This is a genomic window from Acidobacteriota bacterium, from assembly GCA_028874215.1.
Taxonomy (GTDB): domain Bacteria; phylum Acidobacteriota; class UBA6911; order RPQK01; family JAJDTT01; genus JAJDTT01.
Genome location: JAPPLF010000086.1, coordinates 23,507 through 39,836, shown reverse-complemented (window position 1 = coordinate 39,836; position 16,330 = coordinate 23,507). Strand labels below are relative to the sequence as shown.

At 59.2% G+C, this 16,330-nt stretch carries 15 protein-coding genes and 1 riboswitch; of the genes, 7 read left to right on the top strand and 8 right to left on the bottom strand.

All coding sequences use genetic code 11. From position 1 onward, the window contains the following. Positions 1 to 14: 14 nt before the first annotated feature. The 3 genes from OXT71_17210 to OXT71_17200 are packed head-to-tail and all read left to right on the top strand — an operon-like array spanning position 15 to position 3,467. Positions 15 to 212: a type II toxin-antitoxin system mRNA interferase toxin, RelE/StbE family gene (locus tag OXT71_17210; GenBank protein MDE2928135.1), complete on the top strand. Its 198-nt coding sequence runs from the start codon at positions 15 to 17 to the stop codon at positions 210 to 212. Beyond that, positions 209 to 2,272 (top strand): DEAD/DEAH box helicase, encoded by a 2,064-nt coding sequence (locus OXT71_17205; GenBank protein MDE2928134.1) that lies wholly within the window; start codon positions 209 to 211, stop codon positions 2,270 to 2,272. Before OXT71_17210 ends, OXT71_17205 begins: the two co-directional genes overlap by 4 nt. After that, positions 2,265 to 3,467 carry a GIY-YIG nuclease family protein gene (locus tag OXT71_17200; GenBank protein ID MDE2928133.1) on the top strand — a complete coding sequence of 401 codons (1,203 nt, stop codon included), beginning with the start codon at positions 2,265 to 2,267 and terminating at the stop codon, positions 3,465 to 3,467. Before OXT71_17205 ends, OXT71_17200 begins: the two co-directional genes overlap by 8 nt. A 224-nt stretch (positions 3,468 to 3,691) precedes the next feature. Here the strand turns inward: OXT71_17200 and OXT71_17195 are convergent, their stop codons facing one another. Then, positions 3,692 to 3,856: a hypothetical protein gene (locus tag OXT71_17195; GenBank protein MDE2928132.1), complete on the bottom strand. Its 165-nt coding sequence runs from the start codon at positions 3,854 to 3,856 to the stop codon at positions 3,692 to 3,694. 177 nt (positions 3,857 to 4,033) lie between these two features. Here OXT71_17195 and OXT71_17190 point away from each other — a divergent pair, with 177 nt between their 5' ends. The 3 genes from OXT71_17190 to OXT71_17180 all read left to right on the top strand — a co-directional run bounded on the left by OXT71_17190 (position 4,034) and on the right by OXT71_17180 (position 4,830). Next, positions 4,034 to 4,192, top strand: coding sequence for a hypothetical protein (locus OXT71_17190; protein ID MDE2928131.1), 159 nt, complete (start codon positions 4,034 to 4,036; stop codon positions 4,190 to 4,192). Between the two features lie 2 nt (positions 4,193 to 4,194). Beyond that, on the top strand, positions 4,195 to 4,398 hold the full coding sequence (locus OXT71_17185) for a hypothetical protein (GenBank protein ID MDE2928130.1): 204 nt from the start codon (positions 4,195 to 4,197) through the stop codon (positions 4,396 to 4,398). A gap of 204 nt (positions 4,399 to 4,602) precedes the next feature. Beyond that, positions 4,603 to 4,830 carry a hypothetical protein gene (locus OXT71_17180; protein MDE2928129.1) on the top strand — a complete coding sequence of 76 codons (228 nt, stop codon included), beginning with the start codon at positions 4,603 to 4,605 and terminating at the stop codon, positions 4,828 to 4,830. Positions 4,831 to 5,280: 450 nt separating this feature from the next. Here the strand turns inward: OXT71_17180 and OXT71_17175 are convergent, their stop codons facing one another. The 7 genes from OXT71_17175 to OXT71_17145 form a co-directional block, all read right to left on the bottom strand. Continuing rightward, complete coding sequence (locus OXT71_17175; protein ID MDE2928128.1) at positions 5,281 to 5,547, bottom strand: transposase; 267 nt, start codon at positions 5,545 to 5,547, stop codon at positions 5,281 to 5,283. 1,041 nt (positions 5,548 to 6,588) lie between these two features. After that, a complete protein-coding gene (locus OXT71_17170; GenBank protein MDE2928127.1) occupies positions 6,589 to 7,515 on the bottom strand; it encodes a macro domain-containing protein in 927 nt (308 codons plus the stop codon). Positions 7,516 to 8,438: 923 nt separating this feature from the next. Then, a complete protein-coding gene (locus OXT71_17165) occupies positions 8,439 to 10,106 on the bottom strand; it encodes an Nramp family divalent metal transporter (GenBank protein ID MDE2928126.1) in 1,668 nt (555 codons plus the stop codon). A 202-nt stretch (positions 10,107 to 10,308) separates the two neighbouring features. Further along, positions 10,309 to 12,669 carry a DUF5916 domain-containing protein gene (locus OXT71_17160; protein ID MDE2928125.1) on the bottom strand — a complete coding sequence of 787 codons (2,361 nt, stop codon included), beginning with the start codon at positions 12,667 to 12,669 and terminating at the stop codon, positions 10,309 to 10,311. Between the two features lie 102 nt (positions 12,670 to 12,771). After that, entirely contained in the window at positions 12,772 to 12,972 is a 201-nt protein-coding gene (locus OXT71_17155) for a DUF4177 domain-containing protein (GenBank protein MDE2928124.1), read from the bottom strand. A 144-nt stretch (positions 12,973 to 13,116) separates the two neighbouring features. Continuing rightward, entirely contained in the window at positions 13,117 to 14,094 is a 978-nt protein-coding gene (cbiB, locus tag OXT71_17150) for an adenosylcobinamide-phosphate synthase CbiB (protein ID MDE2928123.1), read from the bottom strand. After that, positions 14,085 to 15,203, bottom strand: coding sequence for an adenosylcobinamide amidohydrolase (locus OXT71_17145; protein MDE2928122.1), 1,119 nt, complete (start codon positions 15,201 to 15,203; stop codon positions 14,085 to 14,087). Before OXT71_17145 ends, cbiB begins: the two co-directional genes overlap by 10 nt. Positions 15,204 to 15,313: 110 nt before the next feature. Beyond that, positions 15,314 to 15,513, top strand: a riboswitch (cobalamin riboswitch). Between the two features lie 238 nt (positions 15,514 to 15,751). Between OXT71_17145 and OXT71_17140 the strand changes: the two genes are divergently transcribed. After that, complete coding sequence (locus tag OXT71_17140) at positions 15,752 to 16,327, top strand: cob(I)yrinic acid a,c-diamide adenosyltransferase (GenBank protein MDE2928121.1); 576 nt, start codon at positions 15,752 to 15,754, stop codon at positions 16,325 to 16,327. Positions 16,328 to 16,330: the final 3 nt, after the last annotated feature.

The window sequence follows — 16,330 nt, the reverse complement described above, 5'->3', positions numbered from 1 at the left end:
TGACGCATAGTTCCATGCTCCAACTAATAGCCACCAAGGCTCCGCTCGGTCCCGAACGGAGGGACCATGCCCTGAGAGGCGCACGGGCGAATCACCGCGATTGCCATATCGGCGGGGGCTTCGATCTTTTCTATCAAGTTGGTGATGCGCCGAACCCGGGGGTTTCGATCAACTTCGTCCGTGTTGGCACTCACGTGGAGTTATTCGGATGACCTCCGCCAAGGGAATCCCCTCGTTATCCGTTCACTACGCACAGACGGGACGCACTACACGGTCCAACGAGTTCGGGATGCGACCAATGCAGGAGAGGGCGTGGGAAAAGCGGGGCGAGCAGTATCTTTTAGTCAAATCGCCGCCAGCCTCGGGGAAGAGCCGGGCGCTCATGTTCATCGCGCTCGACAAGCTAGCGAACCAGGGGCTCAGTCAGGCGATCATCGTAGTTCCAGAGAAGACCATCGGTGCGAGCTTCGCGGACGTGCCGCTCAGTGATTTCGGTTTCTGGGCCGACTGGACCGTGCGGCCAAGATGGAATCTCTGTTCTGCACCCGGCACGGACGGTGGGAAGGTCAAGTCATTGAAGGTGTTCCTGGGGAGCGACGACCAAGTGCTCGTGTGCACGCACGCGACTTTCCGGTTCGCCATGGACCGATTCGGGGCGGAAGCCTTTGACAATCGGCTGATTGCGGTGGACGAGTTCCATCACGCTTCCGCCAACCCGGACAATAAGCTCGGCGCCCACGTTGGCCAACTCATGGCGCGGGACAAGGTCCATATCGTAGCGATGACGGGCTCCTACTTCCGGGGCGATGCCGAGCCCGTGCTGATGCCCGAGGACGAGGAGCGGTTCCAGACCGTCACCTACACCTATTACGAGCAGCTGAGCGGCTACGAGCATCTGAAGCGCCTCGACATAGGCTATTTCTTCTATACCGGTAGCTACGCGGACGACATCCTGAAGGTGCTCGACCCTGCCGAGAAGACGATCATCCACATCCCAAGCGTCAACGCGCGCGAGAGCACCAAGGACAAGATTCGGGAGGTGGAGCATATCCTCGAGGAGCTTGGCGAGTGGACAGGGGCGGATCCTGAGACGGGATTCCAGCTGGTCAAGGCCGCCGATGGGCGGGAGCTGCGGATCGCCGACTTGGTAGACGACAACCCCGCCCGGCGGGACCGGGTCGCCGCCGCCCTCAGGGATGCCAGATCGAACAATGACCGAGACCACGTGGACATCATCATCGCCCTCGGGATGGCGAAGGAAGGCTTCGACTGGATCTGGTGTGACCACGCACTGACCATCGGATACAGGTCAAGCCTGACCGAGATCGTACAGATCATCGGTCGCGCGACGCGCGATGCGCCGGGGAAGGCCCAGACCCGTTTCACGAATCTGATCGCGGAGCCGGACGCTTCCGAGGAGGCCGTGACAGAAGCCGTCAACGACACCCTCAAGGCCATAGCGGCGAGCCTTCTTATGGAGCAGGTGCTCGCTCCGCGCTTCAATTTCACGGCGAAGACGGAGGCAAGCGGGCCGGTCGACGGGCTCGACTACGGGGAGGAGGGCTACGACCCGAATCGAAGCAATGCGGGGGTCAACGACGAGACCGGTGAGATCACGATCGAGATCAAGGGGATAGTGGAGCCAAAGACAGATGAGGCCGCTCGCATTTGCCGGGAGGACCTCGACGAAGTGATCGCCGCGTTCATGCAAGACAAGGTCGCTGTTGAGCGCGGCCTGTTCGACAGGGAATTGGTGCCCGAGGAATTGACCCAGGTGCGAATGGGAAAAATCGTCAAGGAGAAGTTCCCGGAACTCGACGAAGGAGACCAGGAAGCGGTTCGCGAGCATGCGGTCGCTGCGCTGAACCTGCACCAAGTGGCCAAGCAGGCCGTCTCGGTAGAGCAGGAAGACAGCGAGGATAACGAAACGAGTGTCCGTAACACGGCCCTGATCGACGGAGTGCGGAGATTCATGGACGTGCGCGACCTCGATATCGACCTGATCGACCGAATCAATCCGTTCGGTGCGGCCTATGCGATCCTCGCGAAGGCGATGAACGAAAGCAGCCTCAAGCAGGTGCATGCTGTGATCACGGCAAAGAAGGTCCAGATCACACCCGACGAGGCTCGCGATCTTGCGAGGCGTGCCCGGCGATTCAAGCAGGAACGCGGTCGACTGCCGTCCATCACCGCGGCAGATCCTTGGGAGAAACGCATGGCCGAGGGCATCGCCGTATTGGTCCGCATGAGCGCGGAGGCCGACCGTGCCTAAGGGTTTCACCGAACAGGACGCTGCCCTTCTTGACGAACTCGGAGTTGAGGTCGCACCCAAGAAGGTGTTCCGCCGCACGGTCCGCGAAGGTCGGATAATCGCGGGTTTCGAGGAAATCCAGCGGTTTATGGATCTAAATGGCCGGGCTCCCGACCGGGCCGCGAGCCGCGATACCTTCGAACGACTCTACGCAGTGCGGCTGGATCGCATCGTCGAGTCGGAGGAGTGCCGGAAGGTCCTCACACGGCTAGATCGGCATGGCTTGCTGAGGGAAGGTGCCGGAAGCGGGGACAAGGCTCCGGACACTTTGGATGACGATGCACTGCTCAGCGAACTCGGAATCGAAGCGGCAGCGACCGGTATAACCGAGCTGCGCCATGTTCGGTCGAGCGCCGAAAAGCGGGTGGCTGAGGAAATCGCAAGTCGCACGAAGTGCCGGGATTACGAACAGTTCCGGCCGCTCTTTGAGCAAGCCCAAAGGGAGATCGAGGAGGGTATTCGAATAACACGACCCTTCGAGCGGAAGGCCGAGATCGAACCCGGTAGGTTCTTCGTAGTGGGGGGACAGAAGGCGTACGTCGCATCGATGGGGCGAGTCTTCACCCAGAAGTACGGTGACAAGGACGCTCGCCTCCGCGTGATATTCGACAACGGGACCGAGAGCAACCTGCTCCGCCGCTCCCTCCAGCGGGCGCTCCACAAGGACCCGGCGGGTCGGCGGATCACCGAGCCGACGGCAGGACCGCTTTTCGACCGTCACGCCGAGGAGGGCGACCAAGCGAGCGGCACGATCTATGTGCTGCGGAGCAAGTCCGATCTTCCTCGAATCGCAGAACATCGACAACTGATCCACAAGATCGGCGTCACCAGCGGCGAGGTTCAGGAGCGCATCGCAGGCGCGCGGCTCCAACCGACCTTCCTCATGGCGGATGTCGAAATCGTTGCCGCCTACCAACTATTCAACATCGACCGCAGCAAGCTGGAACGCCTCGTCCATCGCTTCTTCGACCCTGCGCGGCTTGACATCGAGATCAAGGATCGCTTCGGCAACCCCGTGCGCCCACGAGAATGGTTCCTTGTTCCTCTCGCCGCAATCGACGATGCCGTGGAGAAGATCAGGGACGGAACTATCACCCTCTACAGATATGACGCCAATGCAGCGTCCTTGGTCGTTAGGACGACTGGATGCGAATAAGGTGCGTCCGCTTAAGGAGTGCTTATAGACTAGACGTGACAGTGCCAGACAAGCAGTATATACTCAACACATGAAACGTTTTATTATCGTGTTGTTAACTGCCGTATTTGGTGGTGGGCTAACGATACTTATGGAACAAACACTCATGCCAACAAATTTACGTTGGCTGTTAATACTTCTAACGATTTTTTCGGGATCTGCTCACCTGATCAGCCATCTGAGAATCAGGTGTTCGCCTTGCGACGTTTCAGATAGCGCCACTCGTCCTTCGGCTTCGGCTTGCCCATGAACATGGTCTGGGCAATCTCCTCTGCCGTGGCGTTGGGAATGCTGATGAGCTCGTCGTACTTGGAGGTTCGAGACTTGCGGCTCGGTTTTCGGTTGCTCATGCCGCGGGGTGCCTTCTCGCCGGCTGGCTCGCGTGAAGCTGGGAGCAGCCCGTGGAAGCTCAACGCGATCGCAGATCTGCAACGGGCAATCGACCAACGATAACGGGGGGACGGCAACCCTCACCTACACGCCTCATAACTCCCACGGAAACCGAAGTTCTCCCCACCGTTGACTGTGTGTTCGTCATTCCGGACCTGTCGGTGGACAGGAAGCGGGTGCTGCTCGATGAGTGCACCGGGGACAGCTGGCTGTTCGACAACGGCTGGGATAATGATGCCGGCACCCACGGTGCCTACGTCCGGGATCCGTCTTGGAAAGCGATCGATCGGGAATGACCATGAATCGGCTACCGCCGTTCGTCCTGAAGTTCATGATGGTGGTGTTCATGCTCAGCTTTGCGTGGGGATCCGGCTGCATCGCTCACGGTCTGTTCCGGCATTTCGGCATCCCGATACCGCTCTCGTTCCTCGTCCTAGTACTCATGAACGGATCATTTTTCGGAATCCTTCTCAACTCCAGCAGGGACCAGCTGATCAATTGACGGAAACACCACGAAGATATATATTGTTGGAGGAGGGCTCGGGAGGGGCCAGGCGAGAAGTAAATGTCACCTGCTTCCCGGTCTGGGCTGAGTGGCGACTGAAGAACATTTCACTCGTCACTCCACGCTACCGGCCCCTCCTTTCCAAGAATCTACACCACCGGACTGTGGACCGCAAGACAGAAAAAGAAAGGCAGGTTAAATATGCAGGGTTTCCAACCCGAATTGAAGGTAGAAAGTTTTGTTAGTGATGAGAAAATGCGATTGGTGGGAGTCAATATAGGTATTACTTACGGAGAAGATGAACTAAAACATCCGTTGTTCCTCGATATATTCCTGACTCTGGAGGAAGCAATTGATTGGGCAAAAACACTTACGGATGCTGCTAATAGGCTTTCTGAAACAACCTCTAAAAGGGATATGACTACTTAAAACGGAACCACATCAACCCTGCATATAGGAGGATGATATGGCGTACAACCTTTTCATCGCATACGATCTGTATCAACCTGGACAAAACTACGAGGCGGTCAGGACAGCGATCAAAGACTTGGGAAGATGGTATCAGTTTCAGATGTCTCTATTCTACGTTCACACCCAAAAGACTCCCCAGCAAGCCTTTGCAATTGTTGGGTCGGTCATGGACTCCAATGATCGACTCTGCGTGATCAACGCTTATGGGGGGGTCGTCTCCAATTGGGATCGTCCTCCCATCGACGAGATAAATTCCATTTGGCATCAGCCGTAAGGCGAATGTGTCCGGCCTGTCTTCACCGATCTGATTTTACATGTGACTCTCCTTTCAGGAACAATTGTCCTGTCAGGAGGGATTGGTTGGGGGTGAGAGCTTAACCAGTTTCCCTTCAGCGAATTGGTGTAAAACTATCCTGCCAGATCCCGGTAGGTCAATCGCTTTCCGTCCATGCCTCGGACGATCTCGCCCATTGCCTCGAGGGTGGAGAGTCGCCGCTGGTTCAGCCGACCTGTGAACTCGTTCAGATAAGCCTGCAAGTGCGTGTGGTACACCCAATGCCACGTTCCCCAGTAGGCCCGCTTGAACAGAGTCCAGAGCGACTCAATTCCATTCGTCGTCACGTCTCCATCAACGTACTGCCCGGCTGAATCGTTCAACGCGGCGTGGTTCGGCATGGACTCGTAGGCTGGCGACGGACGGTGATTCTACGGTTCCGCTAAAATAGGTTTAGAGGTTCTTTCCACTCGCAACGGTATGCGAGCCAGTTGTCGAGACGCAATTCAACTGTATAGTTCAGTATAGGTTTCGGCAATTGGTATGATATGCTGCCATCCGCCTCGAATTGTTTCTCCCGGCCTCGTAATACTTTTCCAGTACCGCGGTCTTTTACAACGACTGTTAGATCGAACGGCCCCGGAGTGGTTGTATTACGGTTAAAGTTGAATCGGAACTGGGTCTTATCAAGTGTGACCTGATCTACATATGTCCACTTGGAGAAGAACAGGTCATACTTTTTTCCATGAAATATCCGGTTGGCCCATTTATCTCGCTGAGTGTTGCTGAGAAGTGCAATCAAGGTTTCTTTCTCCGCCTCGGACCGGCACCAAATATACCGAAGTGATTCCAAGTCTAGCTGTCCAGGTACAATCACTTCAGCGTGCCTGAGGGCTATAATCTCCCGCTTCTCGCCTTCTCCTAGCCACGAGTTATGATAGATCTTGTTGAAGGGCAATTTCTCGAAAAAGGATGCTCTCTTTCCAACACGTCCGGGTTTAAATCCTGCCAAGGATCCACGCGAGAATCGGGTGCTTTCGCGGGTTAGGATGTCTCTTGAGTCGAAGAGTAGAAACACCGGAACAGGGCAATGAGCCTCATAAACGACAGCGTCCCGAGGTCGAATTCCCTCGTTTGAGTACTGAGTAGGCGTCTTGGGACGAAAATACAGTCGAGCGTATTTTTGATAAACAGTTGAAGTATTGGCTAATACGCTTGAGCTGGCACTATCTGACGTGAGTAGTCCACGATCTATCACCTTATTTCGGCTATAAAGAATTCCACTTTCCAGGATCGAGATCGCATTCTCCAGTGTTGTATAATGAAACACAAAATTCGGCCACCATGAACGCGCATCGTACTTATATCTACTAACGAGATCATCTAACTTAGCGACTATCCTTCGACGATTGTGCTTGCGCGTGTGAGGCACAGCTAGCGCCCTAAAGATTCACGCTGATGCGATTATTGAACAAACCCACCGGCCTGATCTGTGGAATGTACTGCAAGCCGATAGTCTCGGTGCCGTTCCGCAGACGCCTGTACGATTCTGAGATGTTCGCTGCCTTTACATAGTTAAGATCGGCAAAAATTGGCATCAGGTAGTAAGCTTTGCGGGACAGTCCGGATGGGGCAATCTGTCGAGATGTAAAACCGTAGGACCTCAGCTGTTGCCAAAAATCGGAGAGATCCGCGGCATCAACAAATGCTGCCCTACCACGGGATCTTATCAAGATTCCTTTCGGTTCCTCGGAAGCTGAGGCTTGGAACTTGTTGTTCTTTCCAGCAAGGGTCTGAAACTCCGTCTTCTTTTCAAGCAAATGTAGGAGATCTAGCCACACTTCAGAAAATGGAAGATGTTCAGGTTCTGAACGGAGCCATCTCTCCATTGATGCAACATTGCGATGTTCAGGAATTGGCTCCTTGCTAGGCGCGTACAAGTACACAAAAACGTTAATTGGGAGGTTCTTCAGGTATCTCTTGAAGATTGGCTCCACTTGAGTGGGCCAATCTAGTTCCCCGTTCCCGCATCCGAGCAAGGGCATGGCTAAGTCGTAGATCCCCAAATCAAGGTAGTTCGACACGAGTTTCTGTAATCCATGCTCAATATATTCAGGACGGGATGGACTCCTCCAGTGTTTCTTGGTAGGGAAGTTAAGTACCCATTTATTGTCAGTTTTGTACAGAAACAGATTGCCAATATCGAACTTCTTTTGTTCGCAGAGGTCACGATATTGTCGATACATGTCGGGAAAGAGTCGCTTAAACTCCTTAGCGACGCCTTTGCCCATCACCCCCACAGTATTGACCGTATTCACTAAGACATGCGCTGGTGACCTAAACAGACTCCCTCTAACATAGGTGATCATGCGTTTCGCCTGCTTTCTGATTTTCGAACAAAGGCTATCTATAAACCTTAGCTGTCAACAAAGGAAAAAATACTTCCCGTGAAGGATGCGTGGCACTCGTTATGTCCGTGTCCCGATTGTTCAGCTCCGAATTCGGCATCCACGGGCAACGCCCTACGAGGTCAATGAACGATTTGGGTGGATCCCACGGAGACACAGTCCTCGGTGCGTTGCCAATGCAACTTTGCCGATGCAAGCCGGACGAACATGGGTGCGACGAAGGTAAGAATGTCCCGAGTATCAATTGAGTTGCGTCCGGTAACTTCGGACGCTCGCCCTTGACAATGCGCCAAGGTCTAGGTACTTGGGTTGGAGGTGCCGCAAAAGTCCAGTACCGAATAAAAGATCACCTCCTCCTCGTGCTCAAGTGGACGAGCCAAATCGTTAGGAAGAAGGCCTCCTTGGCCGCCACCCTCCCGGAATCTGTACCGCCCAGACGGATCTTACCGCACTTCCCAGACAAATCTCCATGAGAAAGCAGGTGGTGTCCTAGTTTGAAAATGGCCTCTGGTATGATCTGTAGTTGGACGAGGAGGCCGGTATGATCGAAGCGGCAGTCAGGGATTTCCGAGCCGCTGCTTTTTAGCTGATTTCCCTTGGCAGGTGTAGTCCAATTTGCCCCGGGTGGCGGAAAATGCTGTCGGCTGGGTAGGATGCCTGACAGGTTGAGGCCAGCAGTGACATTTCAATACCTGGGGGCATCTGTGGGGGCAACCTGAATGGGTCAGAGATACCTATTCCCATAAAATCAGTCACTTATGGTGTGCGTTTGGTTTCCACCGCCTCCACCATTTTTCGAGACCCAGCTCGCCTCTCCGGGAAGGCGTCCCATCTCTCTCGCGGAGGGGACAGTCACCATTTCTTTCTCCCGGGCGGGAAGCCGATCAAAACTCAAGCCAGCCTTGATTCAACGCCAGCACAAGCAACCCCGCTGCCGGTGAGATGACGGCCAGGGCCAATCCGCAAATCCACAGCCACGAGGTGGTGAATGGTCCGGGACGGATTCGCTCGTCCACGGCACGGTACCTCAAATAGAGCGTTCCCAGACCAAACACGGGATAGAGCACGACTGCCACAAATCCCGAAATGATCAACATCAGCGGAGGGTTTTGCAGCAGGCAATACGTCACCGTTCCCATCGTGAGGCCGAAAACGATGTAGAAGCGCGTGAAGCGCAGGCGCGCCCCGTAGTCGCGCGCGTCAATCACTCCCATCACGCAAAGAGCATCCGACACCAATCGTGAACTCCCAGCCGTGCCGGAATAGGTCGTCGAGAACAGCACCACGAACCCGCCGACCACGAAGAGCGTGGCCGCCCACGGGCCCAACGACTCCGTGAAAATGTGTTGCAGCACACCGAGCGTCTCTTTACCCGCCGGATCGAGCTCCGGATACAAAATCGCCGCACCGAGCAAGTAGAAACAGACGGTGCTGATGGTGAACACGGCCATGGTGAGCAGCACGTCGGTATACATGACGCGTATCCACCCGCGCGCCCGCTGCGTCCACTGGTCTCCGGGTTGATTCGCGCCGGTGTGTCGCGCGTAGCCTTTCTCGACGCACCAGTAGGTGTAGTGCATCATCTCCCAAGTGCCGATCCCCGTCCCCGCGTACATGCCCAGTGCGGTCAACACGATCATCGTCAGCGTCACGTCCATTCCCAGAAACTCGGGAAACGAAAACTGGAATCCGTGGCGAATTTGCTCGAACGTGATGGCGTTGTCCGTCCAGTAGAGCAGCGCCGTGCAGAGAAACGTGATCAGTGTGAAAACCAGAACCAATGCCAGCGATACTCGTTCCAGCATCTTGTAACGGCCCACCAGCAACAGCGCCCCGCAAACCACGGCGACGCCGGCAGTCCACAGCTTGGCGTCGGTGGTTCCCAGGACGTTTTCAAAACCCAGCGCCAGCGCCTGGCCTGCCCCGCCCATCACCGCGCCGACGTTGATGAACATGACCAATTGACAAGCAAGGTACAGCCACAGGAACCACCCCAACATCGGCCGGCTTTGGGCATCCGGCGTTTGCGCCATCTCGCGTTGCCGGCTTCGCATCGCGAGCAACAACGCAGCCGCAATCCAAATGGACAGCACGCCGGCGGCCAATCCGCCCGCACCGATCCCGGCAGCCTGATCCCACGACCAGAGGCCCAGGCCGAGGTATGTGCTGACCACGACAATCAACAACCACTCCAGGCAAAGCCAACCCGGCCGCCGTCCGCGTGGTCCGGGCAGCTTGTTGAACATCACCAAGATCGTCTCGCCGCTGGAAATCACATGGCGTCCCAGTTCGGCTTGGACAACGGTCTTGATGACGCATGAGAGCAGCACAAACCACAAGAGTGCAAAACCAGCTTGTGCGCCGAGCTTGGTCGTCATGATCAACTCGCCGGAACCGACGATCGAGCCGACCAGGATCAGTCCGGGTCCCAAGTACCGCAGTGTCGTCCCGATGCCTTGCGGTGGTTCACGAAACGTATGCGCATCGCGCGCGTACAGATCGGCCGGGTCATTCGTTTCGTGCTGTTTGCGCGACGATGGTTTGGCGTTCATGACGGACTCGGTTGATGGAACGAGCCGGCCATTCTTTGCTGCATGACACCAGTTGCGCGAATTCGGGTGATCCTCACGATGGCACCCGCAGTTTACATTCCCGGCGCGTGGAAGATTCAGCACTCTTCAATGACCTTGGATGTGAGAAGGGGACAGTCACCTTTTCTTCCTTTCTTCGGGCACGACTCGGGTCAGGTCGCCGTCAGAACCGCAACAACTTGTTGATCTTGATGACCAGGCCGCGGTTCCGCAGGTCCCAGCCCCGGTCGGGACGCAAGCCGCCGGTGACGTCGCGGTCGTCGGTGTAGACGATGAAGAGCTCGCTGCCCGGGCTGTACTCCCACCGCAGGCGCAGGTTGCTGCTGAAGGAGTTGCTGGCCGAGTTGTACTGGATGAGCCCGCTGAAGAACATGCGGGGGTTGAACGCGTAGTTGACCCGCGTCACCGCCAGGTTCGTCTGGAACGCCCCGTACGGCGTTTCGATCCAGTTGAAGGACACGGTCGGCTCCACCGACATCTGCGGCAGCACCGCGATGCGGCCCTGCGTGAGCTCCAACGTCGTCAGGTCCCCGCCGAAGTAGGCGCCCCGTCTCACCGCCACCGTCCCGTTGAAGCGGCGTTGCTGTGCCATGGAGTACGCCATGTGGACGTCGGCGAACCTGTAGCCTCCCGCCGGGATCGAGAATCCGGCGCCGGCAGGAACGAACGGCTCGACCAGCAGCTCGTAGCTGTCGGTCACCGTCAGAGTCACCCGGTCGCTGGACTCGAACTCGGTCTCGAACGCCACGATGTTCTGGCGCGTCTCCAGGTGGTTCTCGTCGGCCGTCAGGATGGTGTCGATGCCGCCCTCCAGGGTGAACTGCCGGACGCTCCTGATCGACTCGGGCCGGGGGCTGAATCGCGCCGACGTGAAGGTGCGCCGGAAGTTGTCGCGCCGCAGGAAGCCAACCTCCGGCAGGAAGTTGTCCTCCACCACGAGGTGATCCACCTGGAATCCGTAGCGGTCCGCCGCGTACTCGAACTTGCCCTGGTAGCTCAGGTCCTTGCCCTGGTATTCGGGACCGGGAAGCTGGGTCCGGGCAATGTAGGTAATCAGGTTGACGTTTTCGAAGAAGGCGAAGGTGCCGTCGACGCCGTAGGCCTGGCTTGAACCCGGGGCCACCCGGGAGACCGAGCGGTTGGTGAACATCGCGCCCACGGAGCTGCGCCGCAGAATGTCGCGCCGGAGACGGACGACCGAGAAATTCGTCGGCTTGGAGTCCGAGACCGACTCCTCGCCGGCGTGGATGTTCAGCAGCCCGACATCGAACCTTCCAACCTTGCCGGTGACCCGCGCTCCGCCCACGATCGGCACCACGCGGCCCTCCTCCAGCCCGATCTTCCGGCTATAGAAGAGCTGCGGCACGTTCACGTCGCCGAAGAACCCGGGGACCTGCCGGCGGGCCACACTGGTGCCGCGCGTGAAGCCGCCGGTGGCGAAGCCGAAGATGCCCCGTCCTTCGAGGAAGAACTCCCGCTTCTCCGGAAAGAACAGCGGGAAGCGGGTCAGGTTCACCTGCCGCTCGTCCACCTCGACCTGTGCGAAGTCGGTGTTCCAGGTGAAGTCCGCGGTCAGGTTCTGCGTGATGCCGTACTTGACGTCGATGCCGCCGTCGGCGCTGACCTCGTTGATCTTCATCGGGGTCGCGGCCCTGTCCGTGGTCACGCCGCCGATGGCATAGGGTTTGAGCTCGATGTTGCGGCCCGCCGCTGGAGGCTCGAGGCCAACCAGCGAACCGGCCTGCGAGACGCGGAACATCCCGCGAGCCCCGCCGCCGGCTCCGGACGCGACGGGCAACCGCGTCAGATAGACCCACTCGTTCTTGCGCCGGATGGCGCGGCGGAGCTGAACGCCCCAGATATGAGGCGGATCCGAGCGGTAGCGCAGGGTCTTGAACGGGATCTGCATCTCCACCGTCCAGCCGCCGTCGAAGCGGCCGGTACGCACGTCCCAGACCGGGTTCCAGTCCGCGTTCGGATTGCCCTCGTTCGTGAACTGCTGGTCTGCGCGGGCGCCGAGTGGATTGGTGTAGAAGTGGACTGCGTTGCGGCGGTCGTAAAACGTATCGAACAGCACGGCGAACGTGTCGTTCTGACGGAGCTGGCTGGTGTCGCGGCGCATCTCGTTGGCCACCCACCGGCTCTCGGGCGCCGAGTCCCAGACCCGCGCCGAGACGTAGATATTCGTCTCGTCGAACAGGATCCACGCCTCGGTCCGCTCGGTCGCCGCCGCTCCCACATCCGGCGTCAGTTGAATGAAGCCGCTGATGGCGGGAACGGTCCCGTAGACGGCTTCGTCCAGCACTCCGTCGAAGTCGATGCTCTCATCCAGCCTCACCGCCCGAACCGTCGCCTGACCCTGATCGTTGCGGGTTATCACCGCCGGAGGAAACGGAGCCGGCGGACCGTCGATGAGAGCCGGATCGACCACGCCGGTGGAGTCTGTCTGGCCGGCCGGCGCCTGCTGCACAAGGCTCGACAGCAGAAGAACCGATCCCGCCACCAGGCACTTCGGTCGCAACAAGGATCATCCTCCGGTGCCACATTGCGCCGCAGGCATATGCCGCATCGAGAAGGGGACAGTCACGTTCTCACCCGAGCGGGCTCATTCAGGATCAGTCCATGGCTACCAGCTACGCTCTCTCTTGGCCACCCCTGTGAACTCGAAACGCCCCTCGAATTCCCGGAAGTCAATATTGACCAGTTCCCATCCTTCTCTGCCAAGGCTGTTGAAATACTTTTCGACGCCTGGTCGGTCCCTGCCCTTGAGGATTCCCGCACGAGGGATATCCTTCGAATCAAGAACTTTGTACTCCCACTTTTTCATCCCATCCTCCCTTAAAAGAGAAGGGTACAGGGGACAGTCACTTTCCCACAGGCCCGGCGACGACAAACCTTCACTCAGAGAGTGGACCTGATTCAGGGGGGAGATCAACGCATAGCGCGGATCTGACCAGGAAATTGCCGATCCCTACCGGAAAGTCACGAGAAGGAGAAGTGCAGTGGAAGCGCCCGCGACGGCCGCGGCCGTCCAACAGATGACGATCTCCGCACGGCGGAAGTCACCCGCCGAGTTTGCGGGGGAGTCTCCGGCGTCTCCCAGCCACACGTCGGTGACCAGGCGCCCGCGCCACCAGATCGGCCCGACGAGGCGGCGCTGGAGAGCGCCGGCGATCGCAGCTTCGCTCCATCCCGCGTTCGGTCCGGGGACCACCGCATGTTGACGCCAGCCGACAGCCAACGCCTTTCGCGCCGAGGCGCTGGGGACGAACGCCGCGACGAGCGCGATCAGCAGCCATGTCAGCCGCGCCGGGACAAGGTTCATCAAGTCGTCCAGGCGCGCTCCACACCAACCGAACTTCAGGTATTTGGGTGTCTTGTACCCGACCATGGAGTCCATCGTGCTGACGACTTTGAACAGCACGATCCCCGGAAGGCCCAGCAGGACGTACCAGAAAATCGGCGAGACGAATCCGTCGACGAGGTTCTCGCTCATGCTTTCGATGGCGGCGCGCCGACAGGCGGCGGCATCCATACGGTCGGCGTCGCGGCCGACGAGTTTGACGATCCCGGCGCGGGCGGCGGGGAGATCGCCCTTCGTCGCCGCCCGATCCACCTCCCGGCCGTGTTTGAGCAGGTCGCCGAGCGCGATCAGGCTGTAGAGTGCGAACAGGTGAAGCGCCGTCGACGCCCAAGGGTGTGTCCGCTGAAGACTCAGAACCAGAACCGACAAGCCGCCCGCCCAAGGAACCGCCAGGGCGAGGAACAACAGGCAGCCGCCGATGCGGCCGTCGGCGCCGGCGCCGCGAAGTCGAACATCCCACCAGGCGAGCGTTGCACCGATCAAACGAATCGGATGCCAGCGGTAGACCGGATCGCCGAATACGAAGTCCAGGGCCACGGCCGCCGCCAGCAATTCCGCGCGCGGGGCCAAGAGAATCAGGTCCACTTCGATTTCCAGCCCAGCGCCAACGCTCGAACGACCAGATCCATCGTGTCGTCGGGTTCTTCACCTGACTCGGCGAGCTCGCGCCGGAACAACGGCCAGTCCTGGGGACGCGCGGCGAGCGAGCAGGCCAGACACGCCGCCTGCTGCCGAAGCGATTCCTTCGCCATCCCGGCAGGCAGCGTTCCGAAGGCGATGCGGTCCAGGACAGCGGCGAAGGCGTAGGCCGCGGCGGCTACGCCAGGCTCGAAGAACACGGCCTTCCGGTTCTTCCGGAGCAACGTATGTTGCGCCTCGGGGAGTAGCTCGGCAAGGCCGCTGAGCGCCCGCTCCTCGGTGAGCCCGAAGCGTCCCAAAGCGTGGAAGAGCCCGCGGATGTAGGACGGCTCAAGACCGTTTTGCCAGCGCAACGCCTCCTTCGTCGCGTCCTTGACGGCGACGCCGATGATTTCGCCGAGCTTGACGTGCGGACTGGTCGAAGCGTGGGCCTTCCGGCCGGGATCGAGCGGCGCTGCCAGACAGAACTGGTCCGTGCCGGTGCCGGTCGCGATCGTCGGCGAGTACAGGCTCGGGACCGCGAGCTCGGCCAACGCGGCGGACTTCGCCTCCGTCATCGTCACCACGGCGCGCGCCTGGGCCGGGGCGGTGACCGGGCAATTGAGCAGCAGGATGGTGTTGATCGTGCCCTGGTTCGCCAGCTTCCTCCAGCCGTCACCGGTCTCCGTCCACTGCGCGGGGTCGCTTGCCCGCGCCGCGTTGCCGGAGACGCCGGCGGTGACGAATGCATCGGCCCGGATGTCCTCGAACTCGGCCCAGCGATGCACGGCGTAGGCCATGTTGGCCGCCGTGCCCATCAGCGCTGCGTTTTCCGGATCGACTCCTATCTCCGAACACACGTGGTCGTGATAGCCGGCGAGCCCGAGGCGATGGATCAGCTCCATTCGCGCCACGTCGCCGCGGGCTTCGCAGCTCTGGTGGTTCACCAGATAGCGCAATTCCTCCTGCTGCCCGCCCCCGCGCGCGGAAGTGCTCAGAACGCGGTGAACCGTCAGCAACTCGACGACGAGGTGGCGGCCGAAGCGGCGAGCGACGAAAAGGCCGGAGGCGTGCAAAGTCTCCGCGGGAAGCTGGTGCGGTGAAGCTACCATCTCTTGGAGCCTTCGATTATACACCGTCCGACGTGAGGGAAGCCTTCGTTTGACTTCCCTCTCGGAATGCCGATATAGTCGAGCCGCTCTCAGGAGCCCTTACGGGCGTAACAGGGAAGCCGGTGCGAATCCGGCGCGGTCCCGCCACTGTGAGCGGCAAGCTGCTTCCAACAAGCCACTGAGGCGAGAGCCTTAGGAAGGCGGGAGCAGCGTGGGCGATCCAATTCGTCTGAAGCCGCGAGTCAGGAGACCTTCCTGGGGCGATAAGGCGTATTGAATCCGCGAGGAACCGGATGAACGACCTGGCAACCCCTCCTCTTGGGCCGACGGCGACCGTCGGGATCAGACTTGCGTTCTTGCTCAAGTTGACCGATCCGTCCTGGACCCTGGACAGGTTCTACCAGACACTCTCGACCCATTCCTGATTAGCGATCGGGCCGACTCCGGTTGGTCCGCGGATTTGTACGCCGCAATTCTTGAGCCCACAAACCAATGGGCGAGGAGGTGGCGAAATGAGCATAGCTACAATGCGCGGCGATGCTGGCGAGACCGGCTTGGCCGGCGGGATCCGGGTTTCGAAATCTTTCATTCGGGTCGAGGCCTACGGGACGGTCGACGAGCTCAGCTCGAACGTTGGGTTTGCACGCTCGATCTGCCCGGACGAGCCGACGAAAGCGCTACTCAAAGAGATTCAGCGCGAGCTGTTCCTGGTCGGGTCCGCCTTGGCGACGCCCCCGGAGAGCCCCAGGAAGCAGCCGGTCATCACGGCGGACATGGTCGACCGGCTGACGGCGGAGATCCACCGCATCGAGGCGATGGAGGGCGTTCTCGACGACTGGTCGATCCCCGGCGAGCACACGGTGTCGGCCGCTCTGGATGTGGCTCGAACCGTATGCCGCCGAGCGGAGCGCTGCGCCGTCCGGCTCGCTGAATCGGGCGAACACGTGCGTCCGGTAATCCTCGCCTACTTGAATCGCCTCTCCGACCTGCTCTGGATTCTCGGCCGCCTGATCGAGAAGGAGCAGGGCTTGGATGCGAGGTTGCGAACGTCGGAGAACGCCGGCCCGCGCTGGTCCCGGGCGTGGTGATCC

Coding starts and splice junctions, on each gene's coding strand:
- OXT71_17210 (MDE2928135.1), top strand. CDS start 15: ATGCTCCAACTAATAGCCACCAAGGCTCCGCTCGGTCCCGAACGGAGG.
- OXT71_17205 (MDE2928134.1), top strand. CDS start 209: ATGACCTCCGCCAAGGGAATCCCCTCGTTATCCGTTCACTACGCACAG.
- OXT71_17195 (MDE2928132.1), bottom strand. CDS start 3,856: ATGAGCAACCGAAAACCGAGCCGCAAGTCTCGAACCTCCAAGTACGAC.
- OXT71_17185 (MDE2928130.1), top strand. CDS start 4,195: ATGAATCGGCTACCGCCGTTCGTCCTGAAGTTCATGATGGTGGTGTTC.
- OXT71_17180 (MDE2928129.1), top strand. CDS start 4,603: ATGCAGGGTTTCCAACCCGAATTGAAGGTAGAAAGTTTTGTTAGTGAT.
- OXT71_17175 (MDE2928128.1), bottom strand. CDS start 5,547: ATGCCGAACCACGCCGCGTTGAACGATTCAGCCGGGCAGTACGTTGAT.
- OXT71_17170 (MDE2928127.1), bottom strand. CDS start 7,515: ATGATCACCTATGTTAGAGGGAGTCTGTTTAGGTCACCAGCGCATGTC.
- OXT71_17165 (MDE2928126.1), bottom strand. CDS start 10,106: ATGAACGCCAAACCATCGTCGCGCAAACAGCACGAAACGAATGACCCG.
- OXT71_17155 (MDE2928124.1), bottom strand. CDS start 12,972: ATGAAAAAGTGGGAGTACAAAGTTCTTGATTCGAAGGATATCCCTCGT.
- OXT71_17140 (MDE2928121.1), top strand. CDS start 15,752: ATGAGCATAGCTACAATGCGCGGCGATGCTGGCGAGACCGGCTTGGCC.